Consider the following 18,546-nt stretch of genomic DNA (forward strand, 5'->3'; position numbering starts at 1 on the left):
TTGCGCACACTCTGGATTGCCGCGTCGCTTCGTTCCTCGCGGGTAACGATTCCAACGCATGTCATCATGCTCTAGGCGCTGGCGGACAGGGGCGGTGCGGGGGCCGGCGCCGCGAAGGCGCGCACGCGGTCGCGGCCCGCGCGCTTCGCGTCGTAAAGCGCCTGGTCGGCCTGGCGCAGCAGCGCCGACAGGCCGGCGCCGGGCGTGCTCGCGGCAAGGCCGAAGCTGGCGGTGGGGGTCAGCGCGGGCGGGATGCGTCCGGCGCAGGTGGCGGACAGGCCCGCACGGATAGCCTCGGCCAGTTGCCGTGCCGCCGTGATCCCCGCGCCGGGGATCAGCACCGCGAATTCCTCTCCGCCGATCCGCCCCGCGATCATGTCGGCCGGCCCTTCGCGCCGCATGATTTCGCCGAAGGCGGTGATGATCGCGTCGCCGACCGCATGGCCGTAGCGGTCGTTGACCCGCTTGAAATGGTCGAGGTCGGCGATCAGCAGCGCCGCGATGCGTCCGTCGCCGTCGCAGCGGCGCAGCGCGGCGGTCGCCGTCGCCTCGAACCCGCGGCGGTTGAGCAGGCCCGAGAGCGGGTCGGCCTGCGCCTCTGCCCGCAATTCGGCCAGCATGTCGACCGCGACCGCGACCATCAGGCTGATCGCCGCCATGACCGATACCATCGCCTGGCTGAACTGGACCGTCGTCCAATAGACCGACTGCTGGAAGCCGTCGTAATCGGCGAAGCCGCCGCTGAAGGTCAGGATGACGATCGGCCGCACGATCAGGTTGGCGGCGCAGAGCGCGGCCACCCAGAACAGCAGCCGGTCGATCAGGTGCGGCTTGTCGATCGGCCACAAGGCCCGCACGACCATCAGCGCGACGATGCCGGTGCCGAGGCTGATCGAATAGATGCGCCCGCCGATGCTCGGCCGGCCGAGCAGGAACCAGACGAAGACCGCCAGCGAGGCCGCCGCGGTGAGCGCCATCGCGCGCCAGGGCACCGGCAGGCCGTAACGCTGGATGATCGCGGCCGCGAACAGCACGCCGGTCAGCAGGAATCCGGCATTGGCGGGCAGCCGCTGCAATTCCATCGGCAGCACCGGCGCGAGGTCCTGGATCAGGAAGGCGCAGGCGGTCGCGACATAGGCCGCGGCGGCATAAGCGATATAACGCTCGCGCCGGTTCAGCCACATCAGGAAGAAGGCGCCGGCGAACAGCAGGCCGATGCCCGGATTGAGCAAGGATATGAAGAGCTGTCCCGTCAAATCGGCTTCCTGCGTGACCGGAGGAGACCATAGCGAGGCCATGGATAACAAGTCGTTACGGTGCGATGCAGCCCGGCGAGAGTATGTAACGGTTAGGAGCGGTCTTCTCTGTCCGCCAGCCCGTCGAGCGCGAGGAGTGCGAAGCTCGCCAGCCAGTGCTCGCCCATATAATCGCCGGTGACGTGCGGCAGCGCGGCGTCGAGGTGGCGCAGCGCGCTCGCCTCGGCCTCCGCGACGACCGGGTGGCCGGCCGGAAGCGCGGCGGCGATCGCGCGCCAGCACCAGGCGCGGCTGAGGTTGAGGCCGTCGAGATGGGCGATCTTGCCGTCGCTGCGGTCGGACACCGTCGCGGGGGTGAAAAGCGTCGCGGGCGTCCGTTGCGCGGCGCGCGGCAGGAAGGCGTCGAACCAGTCGGCGAATCGGGCGCCGCGCACGACCGCCATCAGATGCGCCTCGGTCAGCGCGGACGAGAGGAACTCGTCGCCGCCCGGCTCCCACGCCTGGCAATCGGCATCGCCGCCGAACCAGTCCTGCGCGCGGGCGTCGATCAGCGCGACCAGCGCCGGATCGCGCGGGCCCGCCCAATGGCGCGCGAGCAGCAGCGCGAAGGCGATGTTGAAATGCGTCCCGACGCGCAAGGGATAAGTCAGCTTGGGCAGGAAGGCATGGAAACGCGCGGCGAAAGCGGCCGCGAGCGGTTCGAGCGCCGCGGCCCAGGGGGCATCGTGCGCCGCCGCCTCGGCGTGGAGCGCGAGCAGCCATGCCCAGCCATAGGGGCGCTCGAACCCGGTCGCGGTCGGGCGGTCGAGGAAGGCGAGTTCGCCCGCCACCTTGCCGGGCACCAGCATCGCGTCGGCGCGCGCGCGGATGGCGGCGGCGACGGGCAGGTCGGGAAAGCGCCGCGCGAGGCGAAGGACCTGCCACCAGCCGTGGACGCAGCTGTGCCAGTCGAAACTGCCGTGGAAGATCGGGTGATGATCGCGCGGCGGCTTTGCATCCTCCGGCCCCGCCATGACGAGATCCATCTTGTAGGGATATTCGCGGCCGAGATGCGACAGCGTCGCGGTCGCGAAGCGGGTGGCGTGTTCGGGGGAAAGGTGCATGGGTTCCGTCGGATTAGAAGGCGAAGAGCCAGATGAAGAAGATGTTCACCGCGAGTAGCGGGATGGCGGTGCCGATCTGCGCCCGGATCACGCCATAGGGGCTTTTCAGTTCGAGCAGCGCCGCGGGCACGAGGTTGAAATTGGCGGCCATCGGGGTCATCAGCGTGCCGCAGAAACCCGCGAGCATGCCGATCGCCGCAACGACGGCGGGATTGCCGCCATATTGCTGGATCAGCAGCGGCATGCCGATCGCGGCGATCATCACCGGAAAGGCCGCGAAGGCATTGCCCATCACGATGGTGAACAGCGCCATGCCGAGACCGAAGGCGAGCACGGCGCCGAACAGGCTGCCTTCGGGAATCGCGCCGCCGATCAGGCCGCCCACCACCTCGCCGACGCCGGCGAGCGCAAACACCGCGCCGAGGCTGGCGAGCATCTGCGGCAGCACCGCCGCCCAGCCGACCGAATCGAGCAGCCGGCGCCCCTGCTGCGCCGGGAGCAGCAGCGGCGGGCGCAGCCGCGCCATGCCGACCGCGAGCGCGATCAGCACGCCGAGCGCGAGCGAGATCAGCGTCGCCTGCTTCGGATCGGCGATGCCGGGCACCCATTTGAACAGAAAGGTCCCCGCCAGCGCGACCGCCGGGATGATCAGCGCGACGAGAAGCAGGAAATTGCCGTGGCGCGCGGCGCTGTCCGCCTGCTCCTCGGCCGGGATGTCGCCGCCGGGGGCCTTGCCGATCTGGCCCGCCCCGGCGATGGCGACGAGCGCGAGGACGAGCAGCCCGTTGCCGAAATCGCCGAGCCGGTCGCCGGCGAGCATCGACACGGCGAGCAGGCCCCAGAAGGCGGCATTGCCGAAGCGCTTGGGATTCGTGGCGTCGAGCAGGCCGAGCAGTGCGAACAGCGCGAAGGCCAGCCCCGAAAGGACGTAGACGAAGCCGAGGGTGATCATGCGCCGCCCTCCGCCTTTTGCGCCATGCGCCGTTCGAGCCGCCGCAGGCGCCAGGCGTGGATGATGAAGGCCGCGATCGCGGTCGGGATCGCCCAGACCGACAGGTGCAGCGGCTCTATGTCGTAGCCATAGCCTTCGAGCACGCCCTTCATCAGCAGGATCGAGCCGATGGCGAGGAAGATGTCCTCGCCGAAGAAGAGGCCGATATTGTCGGTCGCCGCCGAAAAGCCCTTCACCTCCTCGTGCTGCGCGTCGCTGAGCGCCGGGTTCTGCGTATCGGCGGCGGCTTCCGCCATCGGCGCGACGAGCGGCCGCACCGTCTGCGCGTGCCCCGCGACCGACGTCAGGCCGACCGCGGACAGAAGCTGGCGCAGCAGCAGGTAGCCGGTGAGCAGGCGTCCGAGCGTCGCCCCCTTCATCCGTCCGATCAGCGTCCGCGCATGCTGTTGCAGGCCATAGGCTTCGAGCAGGCCGATCACCGGCAGCACGATCCACACGATCGAGACGTAGCGCGTGTCGTTGAACGCCTTGCCGAAGGCGGCGACGATCGCGGTCACGTCGAGCCCCGCCGCAAGCCCGGTCGCAAGCGCCGAGGCCATGATGACCAGCAGCGGATTGAAGCGGAGCAGGAAGCCCGCGATGATGATGAGGATGCCGATCAGGACGAGCATGGCTCAGGCCCGTCGGACGTCGAACCCCGGCTTTCGCCGGGGCGAACATAGGCACGCCCCCTCATCGCTCCTCCCCCGCTTCGCCATAGCCGCCGCCGCCCGGCGTCTCGATCACGAAGGCGTCGCCGGCTTCCAGGTTCGCGCTGCCCGTCGCGGCGAGCCGTTCGACCGATCCGTCGGCGCGCTCGACCCAGTTGCGGCCGGGCGCGCCGTCCGCGCCGCCCGCGAGCCCCTTGGGCGGCACGGTGCGGCGGTTGGCGAGAATGTTCGCCACCATCGGCGCGCGAAAGCGGATGTGGCGCGTCGCGCCGTCGCCGCCGGTCCAGCGCCCCTTGCCGCCCGAACCGCGGCGGATCGAGAATTCCTCGACGATCACCGGAAAGCGCGTCTCCATCACCTCCGGGTCGGTCATGCGGCTGTTGGTCATGTGCGTCTGGATGACCGCGGTGCCGTCGAAGCCCGGGCCCGCGCCCGAACCGCCGGCGATCGTCTCGTAATATTGGCGCTGCGCGTCGCCGAAGGTGAAATTATTCATCGTCCCCTGCGCGCAGGCCATCGCGCCGAAGGCGGCGAAGAGCGCATCGGTGATCACCTGGCTCGTCTCGACATTGCCCGCGACGACGGCGGCGGGATGGCGCGGGCTGAGCATCGAATCGGGCGGCACGACCAGCGTCACCGGCGCAAGGCAGCCCTCGTTCATCGGGATCGGGTCGTCGAGCATCGTGCGCAGCACATAGAGGACGGCGGCGCGGACGACCGGCAGCGGCGCGTTGAAATTGTCGGGCAGCGTCGGCGACGAGCCGGTGAAGTCGATCGTGACATGGCGCGCCGCGCGGTCGACCCGCACCGCGACGGCGACCTCCGCGCCATTGTCCATCGCATAGCGGAAGGCGCCGTCGTCGAGGCGGGCGACGAGCTGGCGCACCGCGGCTTCGGCCTGGCGCTGGCCGTGCGCCATATAGGCGGCGACGGTGGCGGACCGGTGCGCGGCGGACAGGTCGGCGAGCGCGCTGGCGCCGCGCTGACACGCCGCGACCTGCGCCTTGAGGTCGGCGATGTTGAGCGCCGGGTTGCGCGCCGGAAAGGCGCCGGCGGTCAGATGCGCATGGACATCGGCGTCGAGGAAACGGCCGTCGTCGACGATCAGCCGGTTGTCGAACAATATGCCTTCCTCGTCGATGCTGCGGCTGTTCGGCGGCATCGAGCCGGGGGCGATGCCGCCGAGATCGGCATGGTGGCCGCGCGCGGCGACGAAGAAGGCGGGGGCGTCGGTTCGCCCCTCCACGAACACCGGCATGATGACGGTGATGTCGGGCAGGTGGGTGCCGCCATCATAAGGGGCGTTGAGCGCATAGGCGTCGCCGGGGCGCAGCCCGCGTCCGTCGCGCGGCCGGCCGTCGGCATCGGGTCCGCGCCGGCGCAGGATCGTGCGGACGCTCTCCCCCATCGAACCGAGGTGGACCGGCATGTGCGGCGCATTGGCGACGAGCCGCCCTTCGCCATCGAACAGCGCGCAGGAGAAGTCGAGCCGCTCGCGGATGTTGATCGACGAGGCGCTGTGCTGAAGCGCGCCGCCCATTTCCTCCGCGATTGCCATGAACAGGCTGTTGAAGATTTCGAGACGGATGGGGTCGGGTTGCTCTTCCTCCCCTTCGGGGGCGGAACCATCGGCCTGGCGCAGGGCCGCGCCCGTTCTTGAGAGCAGCAGCGTGCCTTCGGGCGCGACCGTGGCCGTCCATCCCGGCTCGACCACCGTGGTCGCGAGCGCGTCGACGATGATCGCGGGCCCGGCGACGGTGCGGCCGGGGGCGAGCGCGGCGCGCTGGTGGAGCGGCACGCGGTGTGCGGCGCCCGCGAGCCAGGCGGTGACGATTTCGGGTTCGGCTTCGGCCGTGGGCGCGGGCGGCGGCAGAGCGGAGGGGGCGTCGTCCGCCTCGGTCAGCTCGACGCGGATGCGGTCGACGACCAGATCGTCGTGCGGGGCATAGCCGAACCGCTGGCGGAAGGCGGCGGCGAAGGCGGCGCGCACCGCGGCGGGATCGGCAAGCGGCAGTTCGATCGCATTGTCGCTGTCGGCGAGGCGGACGAAGAGCAGGGTCTCGCGCGCGACCTGCGCGTCGGGAGCGAGGTCGGCGCGCGCCTGTCCGGCAAGCTCGGCTTCGGCGGCGGCGAGGCTGTCGGCGCAGTCGGCGGCGAGCGGCAGTCCCAGCGTCCGCTCGCGAATCGCCGAGGGGCGGGCAAGGCCCATGCCATAGGCCGAGAGCACGCCCGCGAGCGGGTGGAGCAGGATCCGGTCGACGCCGAGCGCGTCGGCGACGAGGCAGACATGCTGTCCCGCGGCGCCGCCGAAGCCGACGAGGCTGTAACCCTGCGTCAGGTCGTGACCGCGCGCGATGGTGATACGCTTGATCGCGTTCGCCATCTGCTGCACCGCGATGGCGAGCAGTCCCTCGGCCAGCGCTTCGGGGGCGATGTTGCCGACCTGCGCCGCGAGGATCGCGAACTTGTCCGCGACGGCGGCGCGGTCGAGCGGCTGGTCGCCGCCTTCGCCGAACAGCTTCGGGAAATGATCGGGCTGAATCTTGCCGAGCAGCACGTTGCAGTCGGTGACGGTCAGCGGACCGCCGCGGCCATAGGCGGCGGGGCCGGGGTTGGCGCCCGCGCTTTCGGGGCCGACGAGCAGGCGCGCGCCGTCCCAGCGGCAGATCGAACCGCCCCCCGCGGCGACGGTGTGGATGCGCAGCATCGGCGCGCGGATGCGCGTCCCGGCTACGATCGTCTCGTTATCGCGCTCGAGCCGGCCGGCATAATGGCTGACGTCGGTCGAGGTGCCGCCCATGTCGAAGCCGATCAGCCGTTCGAACCCCAGCGGCGCGGCGCTGCCGACCATGCCGACGATCCCGCCGGCGGGGCCGGACAGGATCGCGTCGCGGCCGTGGAAGGCGGCCGCCGCGGCCAGCCCGCCCGAGCTTTTCATGAACTGCGGCCGGGCCTCTTCGCCCAGCGCGGCGCAGAACTGGCGCACATAATGATGGAGGACGGGCGAGAGATAGGCATCGGCGAGCGTCGTGTCGCCGCGCCCGACCAGCTTGATTAGCGCGCTGACGTCGTGGCTGGTCGAAATCTGGGAAAAGCCCAGTTCAGCGGCGATCGCCGCCAGCCGCCGTTCGTGTGCCGGGTGGCGATAGCCGTGCATCAGGACGATCGCGATGCTGGCGATCCCGGCGTCGCGCGCCGCCTGCAGCGCCCGGCGCGCGGCGGCTTCGTCGAGCGGCGCGATGACCTCTCCGTCGGGGCCGATGCGCTCGGCGATCTCGGCGACCGCCGCGTGCGGCGGCGGCGTGCGGTTCAGCGCGCGCGCGAACAGATCGGGCCGGTCCTGATAGCCGATGGTCAGCGCGTCGCCGAAGCCGCGCGTGATCGCGAGCAGGGTCGGTTCGCCCTTGCGTTCGAGCAGCGCATTGGTCGCGACGGTCGATCCCATGCGGATCGATAGCGGCGGCAGCGGGCCGTCGCCCGCGCCGGTGAGGTCGCGGATCGCGTTCACCGCCGCATCGCCGGGGCGCGCCGGGTCCTCGCTCAGATATTTGGTGCTGAGGGCGCGGCCGTCGGGGGCGCGCGCCACGACGTCGGTGAAGGTTCCGCCGCGATCGATCCAGATGTGCCAGCAGGGGTCAGCCATGGACCGCCTGATCGGGCCAGCGGATCAGGATGGCAAGCTGCTTGTCGGTGGCGTGGCGATGCCACCGGCCCTTCAGCTGCCGTTCGATCAGCGAGCGGATGAAATGGGTGCCGAAGCTTTCGGTCTCGAAATGCGGGGTTTCGGGCAGGTCGCTCTCGATCCACGACAGTTCGATATCGGTGCCGTCGCGGCGCCAGTGCACCGCGAGCGTCCCCTTGCCGGCCAGCGCGCCATATTTGATGCTGTTGGTGACGAATTCGTGGATCGCGAGCGCGACCGCCTGTGCGCCCTCGTCGGCGAGGCGGACCTCCGGACCGGAAAGCGACGCGAGCCGTTCCTCGTCCCAGCCGGCGAGCGTCAGTTCGCGGCGGACGATCGCGCCGAGCTCGACGCTGTCGACCGCGCCGGTGACGAGCATCTGCTTGGCGTCGGACAGCGCGCGCAGCCGCCCGTCGAACTTGGCCTCGAAGGTAGCGAGATCGCCCGCCTCGCGTGCCGTGATCCGGGCGAGCGCGCCGATCCGGGCGAAGGCGTTCTTCATCCGGTGCGCCATTTCGCCCATGATCAGTTCGCGGTCCTCCGCGTGGCGCGCCTTTTCCTCGGCAAGCGCCTGGAAGGCGCCGAGGCGGCGCTGTTGCAGCCGGTGGAGCTGGGTCGCGAGGACCGCGATGGCGAGCCCGAAGAGCAGGATGCCGAGCGGCCGGCCGATCCGGTCGATGAACCGGCCATAGGAGATGCGCACCGTCCATAGCCGGTGGGCGACGCGGATATGCTCTTCATGCGCATCCCAGCGCATGACGCCGTGCGTGAAGACACGCGGCGCCGACGGGCCGTCGCCCGCAAAGACCTCGATCCCGTCGATGCTTTCGAGCTGCGAACCGAGCACCGCGCGCATCAGGTCGCCGACGCGGAACGGCGCATAGACGAAAGCCTCGATCGGACGGACGCCGCCGCCGGCGGTCGCGACGGCGCTGCCGCCGCCGGCGTCGACGGGGGGAAGCGCAGCGATCGCGTCGGTCGAGGGCGTCGCGGCATAGACGGGAATATAGATGAGGAAACCCGGCTGTTTGCGCCGGTCGCGGGTTTCCTGAAGCAGCTCGACGATGCCGCTCGCAGCCGGCCGGCCGGTCTGCCAGGCGCGGCGCATCGCCTCGCGCCGGACCGGCTCGCTGTACATGTCGAAACCCAGCGCCGGATGGTTGCGCGTGTCGTCGGGTTCGAGGAGGATGATCGGGAAGCCGATCGGCTGGTCGGTCGTGGGCCAGACGCGAATGTCCCGGCCGTAGTTCTGGCGCAGCCGCGCCTCGGCGGCGGCGGGGGTCGCCTGCTGCATCGCGATGGCGATGCCGATGCCCTGCATGCCGGGCGAGCGCACCTGCGGCTGGAGCGCCGTCAGATAGGCGCGAATGGCGGGGCCGTTGGCGGCCATGTCCGATTCGTACAACGCCCGCACGCCTTCGAGCGCCGAGATATGATCGCGCAGACGGTCGTCGATCTGCATCGCGACGCGCCCGGCCTGATCGGCCTCCTGCGTCTGGTTGTAGAAGAAGCTGGCCGCCGCCGCGCCAAGCGCGCCGAGCAGGATGACGAGGCCCATCGCGCGGACCGAAAGGGCCATCAGCCGATCTGCCCAGGCGGAAGGGCGCATTGCTTGGTTTTCCCGTTATATGGCTGCGCCCGGCAGCGCCCCGAACGAGCGAGTGTTCCACGCCAAGGCGCTGATAGCAAGCGCGTTTGTCGGGGTCGCCGCGCACGTCGCGCCGTCGCTTTCGTCCGCCGTTGCGGGTTGCGGTCCGCGGTCTCTTCCCTATGCTGGGTGGGCAGCGGCGAAGGGGGAAGGTTCGATGATCGTCTATGGTTCGGTGTTATCGCCTTTCGTGCGGAAATTGCTCGGCTATCTGGGCGAGAAGGGGATCGGTTTCGAGCTGAAGGGGGTCGGCATAGGCGACCCCGATCCGGGGTTCCGCGCCGCCTCGCCGCTCGGCAAGATGCCGGCGATCGACGACGACGGCTATCGGCTCGCCGATTCGAGCGCGATCATACACTATCTGGAAGCGAAGCATCCCGAGCCCGAACTGATTCCCGCCGATCCGCAATTGCGCGGTCGGACGATCTGGTGGGAGGAGTTCGGCGATACGCTGCTCGCGGCGTGCAGCGGCAAATTATTCTTCAACCGCGTCGTCGCGCCGCACGTCCTGAAACGCGAGGGCGACCTGGCCGCGGCGGCGCAGGCGGAGGCCGAAGACCTGCCGAAGCTGCTCGCCTATCTGGAGGAGGCGATCCCCGCGAGCGGCTTTCTGGTCGGCGACCGGCTGACGCTCGCCGACCTTGCCGCCGTCTCGCCGCTGGTGAACGTCCGCCATTGCAGCGCCGGGGCCGATCCGGCGCGCTATCCGAAGATCGCGGCGTGGAGCGCGGCGATCCTGTCGCGTCCCAGCCTTGCCCCGTGGATCGCCAGGGACGAGCGGATGATGGCGGCGCTCGCCGGATAGGGCGGCGTGCGGTCCGCCCGGCGCATCAATGCCCCATGTCGCTCGCCGACGCCGCCGGTCCGCCGGGGGCGGGCGGGCGCAGCAGGATGACGAGCGGGACCGACAGCAACGTCACCCACATCATCGCCCAGAAATCGTCGATATAGGCGACCATCGCGGCCTGCCGGTTGATCTCGGCATTGACCATCGCCATCACGCTGCCCCCGAGTGCACCGAGCCGGTCGGACGTCGACGGGTCGATCAGCGCGACCGAACTGTTCGTGATGTGCGCGACCAGGTCTTCGTGGCTCGTCTGCGTGTTGGTGGCCAGCAGCGTCGTCACCACAGAGATGCCGACCGACGCGCCGACGCTGCGGAACAGGTTGAGTAGGCTGGCGCCGTCGGTGCGCCACGCCGGACCCAGCGTCGCGAAGGCCATGGTGTTGAGCGGGATGAAGACCAGCCCCATGCCGAGTCCCTGGACGAGCCCGCTGACCACCACCGGTCCGACGCCCATCATCAGCGACCACTGGCTCATCTGCCACAGCGAATAGGCGGCGATGACCAGGCCGCTGCCGACCAGCCAGCGCGCGTCGATCCGCCCCATCAGCCGGCCCGCGATCCACATGCTGATCAGGATGCCGACGCCGCGCACCGCGAGCACCCAGCCGGTGTCGATCACCGGCCAGTCGAACAGGCGCTGGAGCATCGGCGGCAGCAGCGCCATCGACGAGAACATGACGATGCCGATCACGATCATGAACCCCAGCGCGGTGAGCAGATTGCGATCGGCGAGCATCCGGCGGTCGAACAAAGTGTCGCGCGCGGTCAGCAGGTGGATCAGGAACATCCACAGGCAGGCGAGGGCGACGCCGGTCTCGATCCATATCTCGAGGCTGTCGAACCAGTCCTTCTGCGCCCCGCGGTCGAGCATGAGCTGGAGCGACGCGAGCCCAAGCGCGAGCATCGAAAAGCCGAACAGGTCGAATTTGCGGTCCTTGCGCCCGGTCGCGGGGAGCAGCGCCCAGAGCAGCGCCAGCGTCGCCAGCCCGACCGGCAGGTTGACGTAGAAAACCCAGCGCCAGTTGACCGATTCGGTCAGCCAGCCGCCCAGGATCGGTCCCAGAATCGGCCCGACCATGATCCCCATGCCCCAGATCGACATGGCGCGCGCGTGGCGTTCGGGCGGGTTGATGTCGAGCATCACCGACTGCGACAGCGGCCCGATGAAGGCGGCGCTGATCCCCTGCAGGAAACGGAAGATAACCATCTCCTCCAGATTCTGCGCCGCGCCGCAGGCCATCGAGGCGATGATGAAGCCGAGCACCGCGATCAGGAACAGCGGGCGCCGCCCGATGCGGTCGGCGAGCCAGCCGGTGATCGGCATCGCGACCGCCGAGGCGATGATATAGCTGGTGAGCACCCAGTTCACCGTCTCGCTCGTCGCGCCGAGGCTCGACTGCATGTGCGGAATGGCGACGTTGGCGATCGTCGTGTCGAGGATCTGCATCACCGACGCGCCCATCACCGCGACGGTCAGCAGGCCATGATAGCGCACCTGCTCGTAGAGCGGCCGGTCGTCGCTGACGACCGTCGCCGCGGGCGCCGGGCGCCGGGAAAAGACGCGGCTCGCCACCGGCTGCCCTTAGGTGCAGCCGCCCGAGGTGATCACCGTGACCTCGGTCGAAAGCCCCGCGATCATCGCCCGCTTCGGCGCCTCGTCGAAGGCGATGCGCACCGGCACCCGCTGCGTCACCTTCACCCAGTTGCCGGTCGCGTTCTGCGCGGGCAGCACGGAGAATTCGCTGCCCGTGCCGGCGCCGATCGTCTGGACGTGCCCGCGCACCTTCAGCCCCGGATAGGCGTCGAAGCGCATCTCGGCGGGCTGGCCCACGCACATGTGCGCGAGATCGGTTTCCTTGAAATTGGCCTCGACCCACGGATGCGCGGTATCGACCAGCGTCACCGCGGGAAGCCCCGCGACCATCATCTGGCCGAGCTGCAGCCGGTGCGATTCGGCGACCCGTCCCGCGCTCGGCGCGCGCACCTCGGTGCGGCCGAGATCGACCTGCGCCTGCGCGCGCCGGACGCGCGCCGCCGCGACCTGCGGATTGGTGCCGCCCGTGCCCGTCGCCAGCTTGGCGCGCGCCTCGGCGGCGGACGCTTGCGCCTGCGCGAGCCGGGCGCGCGCCTGCTCGACCGCGTGCTTCGACGCGTCATAGGCGGCGCGGGTGGTGAATCCCTTGTCCATCAGCGCGGCCTGGCGCTGGAAATTCGATTCGGCGAAGGCGATGTCCTCGCGCGCCGCCTGGATGTCGACCGCCGTCGCGGCGAGGCTGGCCGACAGATTGCCGACATCGACCGTCGCCGAATCGATCGCGGCGTTCGCCTGCGCGACCGTCAGCGCATAGGGGTGGCCATCGATGCGGAAGAGCAGCTGTCCCTTCGCGACCTCCTGACCCTCGCGGATCGCGACCTCGGTGATCAGGCCGCCGACCTCCGCGGCGACCGACACCTTGTCCATCTGGATATAGGCATTGTCGGTCGACACCGACCCGCCGCTCGCCAGCCAGTACCAGCCGCCCGCCGCCGCGAGCGCCAGCGGCACGCCGAACATCAGCGCGCGCGTGCGCCAGCCGGGCTTCGCCTCTGCCGCGGTCGTGGGCGGCGGCACGGGATCGGCCTTCGGCGCGGCCTTCGAGGCGGCCTTCGGCGACGCGACCTCTTCAGAGCGCGGCTCGGGGCGGTCGGGCTTGCGGCGAGGGGGAGCGAGCTGGTCCATCAGAGGGCCTCTTTCGTTTCTTCTCTTTCGGTCGTGTCGATCGCGTCGCGGCGCGACAGGTTGCAACGCACGTGGCGGACGAGCCGGATCAGTTCGGCGCGCTCGGCGGGGGAGAGTCCCCCGATCGCCTCTTCGGTCAGCGCGTCGGTCAGCCGCCGCATCGCGCCCATCTGTTCGCGGGCGCGCGGGGTCAGATAGAGAAGCCAGGCGCGGCGGTCGCCGGGGTCGGCGCGGCGCTCGACCAGCCCGGCCTCGGCCAGCCGGTCGACCATCCGCGACAGGGTGATCGGTTCGACCTCGATCAGGTCGGCGAGCGGACCCTGGCGGATGCCCTCGTAGCGCTTGAGATAGCTGAGCAGCCGCCATTGCAGCGCGGTGATCCCGCTGTCGCGGGTGCGCGCGTTGAAGGCGCGGCGGAACAGCCGCGCGGTATCGTTGAGCAGAAAGCCGACCGTCTCTCTCATGGCAGACGATATAATAGCAATTGCCACTATATCCAATGACAATATGCTGCACATGCGAAATTGCCGCGAACGCCACTGCCGCTTTTCGACAATCGCTTGCGCCGCGCGGATATTTTGGCACTATGCGTGCCATGAGTCTGACCGCCGACCTCTTCTGGTCCTTCCGCTCGCCCTACAGCTATCTCGCCATCGGCCGCTATCGCGCGCTCGCGGCGAGCCACGACGTGACGATCGACCTGCGTCCCGTCTATCCGCTCGCGATCCGCCAGCCCGATTTCTTCGAGCGCAACCACCCCAACTGGCTCGGCTACACGATGCGCGACATGATGCGCGTCGCGCAGTTCCACGGCATCCCCTTCGGCCCGCCGCGTCCCGACCCGATCGTCCAGAACGTCCACACGCGCGAGATCGCGGCGGAGCAGCCCTATATCTTCCGCCTGACCCGCCTCGGACAGGCGGCGTCGCGGCGCGGCAAGAGCCTCGCCTTCTGCGACGAGGTCGCACAGCTCATCTGGGGCGGCGCGCAGGACTGGCACCTCGGCGATCATCTGGCGGGCGCGGCACGCCGCGCGGGGCTGGACCTCGCCGAACTCGACGCCGAGGCCGAAACCGATGCGGAGGCGCTCGACGCGGAAATCGCCGCGAACCAGGCGGCGCTCGAACTCGCGGGCCATTGGGGGGTGCCGACGCTCGTCTTCGATGGCGAGCCCTTCTTCGGGCAGGACCGCATCGAGCTGGCGAAATGGCGCATGGAGCAGAAGGGTCTGCGGCCGCGCTGAGCACAGCGAAAATCTGCGCGGGAGGGTTCGGCGCGCTCCCCCCTTTTCGTCATACGCGAACAAGTCGGCATAGAGCGAGAGCTTGTGCCCCGGCGAAAGCCGGGTCCAGATGGCATATGGCATAGTGCGGTCCCGCGTGGACCCCGGCTTTCGCCGGGGAACGGTTCCTTGTGGAAAGCGAACATGCCGAAGCGATGACGGTTCAAACCGATGGCATCCTGTCCTAAGGCCGAAGGATGAGCATCGAACCGCAATATTTCGACGCGCGCGACGGCGTGCGGTTGGCGTGGCGCGAGATGGGGGAGGGGCGGCCGGTCGTCCTGCTCCACGGCCTGTTCTCGAGCGCCGAGGTCAACTGGATCAAGTTCGGCACCGCGGCGCGCATCGCCGCCGAGGGCTATCGCGTCGTCATGCCCGACCTGCGCGTCCACGGATCGAGCGCGGCGCCGCACGATGCGGCGCTCTATCCGCCCGACGTGCTGGTGAGCGACCTTGCCGATCTGATCGCGCACCTCGGCCTGTCGGCGTTCGACCTCGGCGGTTTCTCGCTCGGCGCGCGGACCAGCGTGCGCGCGGTGGTTGCGGGGATGACGCCGGGGCGACTGATCCTCGGCGGCATGGGGCTGGCGGGACTGGCCGGGTGGCAGCGGCGCGGGCAGTTCTTCAAGCGCGTGATTGCCGAATATGACAGCGCGAAGCGCGGCGACGACAGCTGGCTGTCGATCCAGTTCATGAAGACGATGAAGATCGACCGCATCGCCGCCGGCCACCTGCTCGACAGCTTCACCGATACGCCGCCCGATGCGCTGGCGGCGCTGACGATGCCGACGCTCGTCGTGTGCGGCGACCGCGACCGGGACAACGGGTCGGCCGAGGACCTCGTCGCGGCGCTGCCCGACGCGGTGCTCGCGACGATCCCCGGCACCCACATGTCGAGCGTCACCGAGCCCGAACTGGGGCAGGCGATCGCGGCCTTCCTGACGGCTTGACCCTGCCGCGGACGCGGTTCAGTCTGGGGGCATCCGGCGCTGGAGCGCCGTCAGACCATCCAGAGGACGCATCCCATGAAAGTCATGATTTCAACGCTGTCGCTCGCCCTTTCGCTTGCGGTCGCGGGCCCCGCGCTGGCCGCACCGAAGCAGAAGGACGCCCCCGCCGCGCCGACTGCCGCCCCCACTGCGGCAGACGCCGATGCCTTCGTCGCCGCCGCGGAAAAGGATCTGTTCGACTATACGGTCGAGGCGAGTCAGGTGAACTGGGTCAATGCGACCTATATCACCGACGACACCGACGCGATGGCGGCGCGCATCAATGCGGTGGGCACCGAAAAGGCGGTGAAATACGCGCTCGAAGCCGCGAAATATCGCGATGTCGCCGGGCTGAGCGCCGACACGAAGCGCAAGCTCGACATATTGCGCACCGGCCTCGTCCTGCCGGCGCCGACCCGGCCGGGCGCGGCGACCGAACTCAACACCATCGCGACCGACCTCCAGTCGCAATATGGCAAGGGGCGCGGCACGCTGGGCGGCAAGGAAATCTCCGGCTCCGACATCGAGGCGGAGATGGGCAATCTCCAGCACACGCCCGCCGAATATGCCGAGATGTGGACAAGCTGGCACGACAATGTCGGCGCGCCGATGAAGGACGATTATGCGCGCCTCGTCACCATCGCCAACGAGGGCGCGAAGGAACTGGGCTTCGCCGACACCGGCGCGATGTGGCGGTCGGGCTACGACATGTCGCCCGAGGATTTCGCGAAGACGACCGAACGGCTGTGGCAGGAGGTGAAGCCGCTCTATCTGGCGCTGCACACCTATGTCCGCTGGAAGCTCAACGAGAAATACGGCGATGCGGTGCAGCCGAAGACCGGGCCGATCCGCGCCGACCTGCTCGGCAACATGTGGGCGCAGGAATGGGGCAACATCTACCCGCTCGTCGCGCCGCCGGGTTCGGGCGACCTCGGCTACGACATCGGCGACCTGCTGAAGGCGCAGGGCAAGGCGCCGCTCGATATGGTCCGCGCGGGCGAGAATTTCTATTCCTCGCTCGGGTTCGAGAAGCTGCCCGAAAGCTTCTGGAAACGCAGCCTGTTCACCAAGCCCGCCGACCGCGAGGTCGTGTGCCATGCCTCGGCTTGGGACGTCGACAACAAGGACGACATTCGCATCAAGATGTGCATCAAGGTGAATGCCGACGATTTCGTCACCATCCACCACGAACTCGGCCACAATTATTACCAGCGCGCCTACAACCGGCAGCCGTTCCTCTATCTGAACGGCGCCAACGACGGCTTCCACGAGGCGATCGGTGATTTCGTCGCGCTGTCGATCACGCCGCAATATCTGGTCGATATCGGCCTGCTCGACAAGGCGAAGGTGCCGAGCGCCGACAAGGACATCGGCCTGCTGCTGCGTCAGGCGATGGACAAGATCGCCTTTCTGCCGTTCGGCCTGCTCGTCGACCGCTGGCGCTGGGGGGTGTTCGACGGCACGATCAGGCCCGCCGACTACAACAAGGCGTGGACGCAGCTTCGCCTGCAATATCAGGGCATCGTCCCGCCGGGCGACCGGCCCGCGAACGCCTTCGACCCCGGCGCCAAATATCATATCCCCGGCAACACGCCCTACACCCGCTATTTCCTCGCGCGCATCCTGCAGTTCCAATTCTATCAGGCGGCGTGCAAGCAGGCGGGGTGGACCGGCCCCTTGCACCGCTGTTCCTTCTACAACGACAAGGCGGTCGGCGCGAAGCTCAACGAAATGCTCGAAATGGGGGCGTCGAAGCCATGGCCCGACGCGCTCGAAGCCTTCACCGGCAGCCGTGAGATGTCGGGCAAGGCGCTCGTCGATTATTTCGCGCCGCTCAAGGCGTGGCTCGACGAACAGAACAAGGGCAAGCCGCAGGGGTGGTGAGCCAGATTCGCGGCGATCTGACAAGAGCCGGGGAGGCGATTCCCCGGCCCCTTTCATGCGGGGGCGCAAATGTCGGCTTTGGGGTGGGAAGCGGTCGTTTGAGACATGCCCTGGTTTCCCCTCCCGCCTGCGGGAGGGGCAACGAGACTTACGAACTTGTTCGTTAGTCGCAGCGGGGTGGGCCATTGCGCCGTCGCTGCCCACCCCCGACCCCTCCCGCCTGCGGGAGGGGAGAAGAAACGTCCGCTTATTGGTCGCAACCAGACATCTCCTATCTTCGTCATTCCGGACTTGATCCGGAATCCATTCTCTCAGCGCAGCGCGAATGGACCCCGGATCAAGTCCAGGGTGACGATCCTGCTGGCGTCGCTTATCGGTCGATTCCAGTCATCCCCCATCATTCCGCCTCGACCGCCTGCTTGAAGCGCGCGAGCCGCGCCGTTGCGGCGGCGGCGTGCGGGCCGATCCAGCGGTCGTGGATGTCCTGGATCGGCATCGCGTCGAGGTGGTTCCAGCGTTCGCGGCCGCGCCGCTCGGCGATCACCAGCCCCGCCTCCTCCAGCACTTTCAGATGCTGCATCACCGTGCAGCGGTCGAGGTCGGGGAAATGGCCGCACAGCGTGCCCGTCGTCAGCGGCTGATCCTTCAGGTCGTCGAGCATCTGCCGCCGTACCGCATGCGCGAGCGCCTTGAAGATCCGGTCGAAATCGTCGTGGATTGACATGTTGTAAATTTATAACATAATCGAATGCGACTCAAGCGGAGACTGGTCATGGAACTGAAGTTCAGGGTCGCGGCGCGGATCGCGAAGCCGGTGCACACGGTGTTCGAGGCGGTCGCCGACCCGCGGCAGCTGTCCCATTATTTCACCACCGGCGGCGCCGAGGGGCGGCTGGAGACCGGCGCGACGGTGACATGGGATTTCCACGATTTCCCCGGCGCCTTTCCCGTCCATGTGATCGAGGTCGTGCCCGACGAGCGGATCGTGCTCGAATGGCAGGCGAACGAGGGCGAGGCGCCGAACGTCGACGGCGGGGGAATGACGGGCAGCGACTATCGCACGCGCGTCACCATGGCGTTCAAGGGCCTCGACGACGGACGCACGCTCGTCGAGATCGCCGAAGAGGGCTGGCGCGAAAACCAGGGCGCGCTCGACGCCTCCTACGGCAATTGCCAGGGCTGGTCGCAGATGCTCTGCGCGCTCAAGGCGTGGGTCGAGCACGGCATCAACCTGCGCGACGGCATGTATGCGTGAGGTCTTAGAGTGCCGGTTTTAGAGTATCGGGCGTTAAATCTGCATCACCCTTTCTGCCGTTCGTGCTGAGCTTGTCGAAGCACCGTCCTTCCTCTTGCGGCGCCAAAAGAAAGAACGGCCCCCTTCGACTGCCTTGCAGGCGCTCAGGACAGGCTTCGACAAGCTCAGAGCCTGCCCCCGCGAAAGCGGGGGGCAAACGGTTCAGATTTAATGCTCGAT

General features: G+C 68.8%; 16 protein-coding genes. 5 read left to right on the top strand and 11 right to left on the bottom strand.

The annotated features are described in order from the left end of the window. Positions 1–71 precede the first annotated feature (71 nt). The 6 genes from ABS88_RS07560 to ABS88_RS07585 all read right to left on the bottom strand — a co-directional run bounded on the left by ABS88_RS07560 (position 72) and on the right by ABS88_RS07585 (position 9,282). Positions 72–1,256, bottom strand: a complete 1,185-nt coding sequence (locus ABS88_RS07560; RefSeq protein WP_158682271.1) for a GGDEF domain-containing protein — start codon at positions 1,254–1,256, stop codon at positions 72–74. A gap of 92 nt (positions 1,257–1,348) precedes the next feature. Beyond that, positions 1,349–2,359 carry a DUF2891 domain-containing protein gene (locus ABS88_RS07565; RefSeq protein WP_076076680.1) on the bottom strand — a complete coding sequence of 337 codons (1,011 nt, stop codon included), beginning with the start codon at positions 2,357–2,359 and terminating at the stop codon, positions 1,349–1,351. Positions 2,360–2,372: 13 nt separating this feature from the next. Continuing rightward, on the bottom strand, positions 2,373–3,311 hold the full coding sequence (locus ABS88_RS07570; RefSeq protein ID WP_076076677.1) for a DUF979 domain-containing protein: 939 nt from the start codon (positions 3,309–3,311) through the stop codon (positions 2,373–2,375). Then, the gene (locus tag ABS88_RS07575) at positions 3,308–3,982 is read right to left on the bottom strand and encodes a DUF969 domain-containing protein (RefSeq protein ID WP_076076675.1); all 675 of its coding nucleotides are present in this window, start codon (positions 3,980–3,982) and stop codon (positions 3,308–3,310) included. The genes ABS88_RS07570 and ABS88_RS07575 overlap by 4 nt, the downstream gene beginning before the upstream one ends. Before the next feature lie 61 nt (positions 3,983–4,043). After that, complete coding sequence (locus ABS88_RS07580) at positions 4,044–7,664, bottom strand: hydantoinase B/oxoprolinase family protein (RefSeq protein ID WP_076076672.1); 3,621 nt, start codon at positions 7,662–7,664, stop codon at positions 4,044–4,046. Then, positions 7,657–9,282: a CHASE domain-containing protein gene (locus ABS88_RS07585; RefSeq protein WP_286749536.1), complete on the bottom strand. Its 1,626-nt coding sequence runs from the start codon at positions 9,280–9,282 to the stop codon at positions 7,657–7,659. Before ABS88_RS07585 ends, ABS88_RS07580 begins: the two co-directional genes overlap by 8 nt. Before the next feature lie 226 nt (positions 9,283–9,508). Between ABS88_RS07585 and ABS88_RS07590 the strand changes: the two genes are divergently transcribed. Beyond that, positions 9,509–10,156: a glutathione S-transferase family protein gene (locus tag ABS88_RS07590; protein ID WP_076076667.1), complete on the top strand. Its 648-nt coding sequence runs from the start codon at positions 9,509–9,511 to the stop codon at positions 10,154–10,156. A gap of 25 nt (positions 10,157–10,181) precedes the next feature. Here ABS88_RS07590 and ABS88_RS07595 read toward each other — a convergent pair whose 3' ends face one another. From ABS88_RS07595 to ABS88_RS07605, 3 genes are read right to left on the bottom strand one after another with little or no spacing between them, the layout of a single operon-like run. Further along, the gene (locus ABS88_RS07595; RefSeq protein WP_067109582.1) at positions 10,182–11,771 is read right to left on the bottom strand and encodes a DHA2 family efflux MFS transporter permease subunit; all 1,590 of its coding nucleotides are present in this window, start codon (positions 11,769–11,771) and stop codon (positions 10,182–10,184) included. A 9-nt stretch (positions 11,772–11,780) separates the two neighbouring features. Beyond that, positions 11,781–12,917, bottom strand: coding sequence for an HlyD family secretion protein (locus ABS88_RS07600; RefSeq protein WP_083675146.1), 1,137 nt, complete (start codon positions 12,915–12,917; stop codon positions 11,781–11,783). Then, positions 12,917–13,381, bottom strand: a complete 465-nt coding sequence (locus ABS88_RS07605; protein ID WP_076076666.1) for a MarR family winged helix-turn-helix transcriptional regulator — start codon at positions 13,379–13,381, stop codon at positions 12,917–12,919. Before ABS88_RS07605 ends, ABS88_RS07600 begins: the two co-directional genes overlap by 1 nt. A gap of 131 nt (positions 13,382–13,512) precedes the next feature. On the opposite strand from ABS88_RS07605, the gene ABS88_RS07610 reads away from it, so the two are divergent. The 3 genes from ABS88_RS07610 to ABS88_RS07620 all read left to right on the top strand — a co-directional run bounded on the left by ABS88_RS07610 (position 13,513) and on the right by ABS88_RS07620 (position 17,072). After that, positions 13,513–14,160, top strand: coding sequence for a 2-hydroxychromene-2-carboxylate isomerase (locus ABS88_RS07610; protein ID WP_067109576.1), 648 nt, complete (start codon positions 13,513–13,515; stop codon positions 14,158–14,160). A 236-nt stretch (positions 14,161–14,396) separates the two neighbouring features. After that, complete coding sequence (locus tag ABS88_RS07615) at positions 14,397–15,149, top strand: alpha/beta fold hydrolase (protein WP_076076664.1); 753 nt, start codon at positions 14,397–14,399, stop codon at positions 15,147–15,149. Between the two features lie 75 nt (positions 15,150–15,224). After that, entirely contained in the window at positions 15,225–17,072 is a 1,848-nt protein-coding gene (locus ABS88_RS07620; protein ID WP_076076663.1) for a M2 family metallopeptidase, read from the top strand. A 397-nt stretch (positions 17,073–17,469) separates the two neighbouring features. Here ABS88_RS07620 and ABS88_RS07625 read toward each other — a convergent pair whose 3' ends face one another. Continuing rightward, a complete protein-coding gene (locus ABS88_RS07625; protein WP_067185776.1) occupies positions 17,470–17,796 on the bottom strand; it encodes an ArsR/SmtB family transcription factor in 327 nt (108 codons plus the stop codon). Between the two features lie 48 nt (positions 17,797–17,844). Here ABS88_RS07625 and ABS88_RS07630 point away from each other — a divergent pair, with 48 nt between their 5' ends. Continuing rightward, a complete protein-coding gene (locus tag ABS88_RS07630) occupies positions 17,845–18,327 on the top strand; it encodes an SRPBCC family protein (RefSeq protein ID WP_286749546.1) in 483 nt (160 codons plus the stop codon). 4 nt (positions 18,328–18,331) lie between these two features. Here the strand turns inward: ABS88_RS07630 and ABS88_RS07635 are convergent. After that, on the bottom strand, positions 18,332–18,546 hold a 215-nt coding region (locus ABS88_RS07635), incomplete at its 5' end, for a hypothetical protein (RefSeq protein WP_286749548.1).

The sequence above is a fragment of the Sphingopyxis sp. SCN 67-31 genome (assembly GCF_001725095.1).

Coding starts and splice junctions, on each gene's coding strand:
- ABS88_RS07565 (WP_076076680.1), bottom strand. CDS start 2,359: ATGCACCTTTCCCCCGAACACGCCACCCGCTTCGCGACCGCGACGCTG.
- ABS88_RS07570 (WP_076076677.1), bottom strand. CDS start 3,311: ATGATCACCCTCGGCTTCGTCTACGTCCTTTCGGGGCTGGCCTTCGCG.
- ABS88_RS07575 (WP_076076675.1), bottom strand. CDS start 3,982: ATGCTCGTCCTGATCGGCATCCTCATCATCATCGCGGGCTTCCTGCTC.
- ABS88_RS07580 (WP_076076672.1), bottom strand. CDS start 7,664: ATGGCTGACCCCTGCTGGCACATCTGGATCGATCGCGGCGGAACCTTC.
- ABS88_RS07585 (WP_286749536.1), bottom strand. CDS start 9,282: ATGGCCCTTTCGGTCCGCGCGATGGGCCTCGTCATCCTGCTCGGCGCG.
- ABS88_RS07590 (WP_076076667.1), top strand. CDS start 9,509: ATGATCGTCTATGGTTCGGTGTTATCGCCTTTCGTGCGGAAATTGCTC.
- ABS88_RS07600 (WP_083675146.1), bottom strand. CDS start 12,917: ATGGACCAGCTCGCTCCCCCTCGCCGCAAGCCCGACCGCCCCGAGCCG.
- ABS88_RS07605 (WP_076076666.1), bottom strand. CDS start 13,381: ATGAGAGAGACGGTCGGCTTTCTGCTCAACGATACCGCGCGGCTGTTC.
- ABS88_RS07610 (WP_067109576.1), top strand. CDS start 13,513: ATGAGTCTGACCGCCGACCTCTTCTGGTCCTTCCGCTCGCCCTACAGC.
- ABS88_RS07615 (WP_076076664.1), top strand. CDS start 14,397: ATGAGCATCGAACCGCAATATTTCGACGCGCGCGACGGCGTGCGGTTG.
- ABS88_RS07620 (WP_076076663.1), top strand. CDS start 15,225: ATGAAAGTCATGATTTCAACGCTGTCGCTCGCCCTTTCGCTTGCGGTC.
- ABS88_RS07625 (WP_067185776.1), bottom strand. CDS start 17,796: ATGTCAATCCACGACGATTTCGACCGGATCTTCAAGGCGCTCGCGCAT.
- ABS88_RS07630 (WP_286749546.1), top strand. CDS start 17,845: ATGGAACTGAAGTTCAGGGTCGCGGCGCGGATCGCGAAGCCGGTGCAC.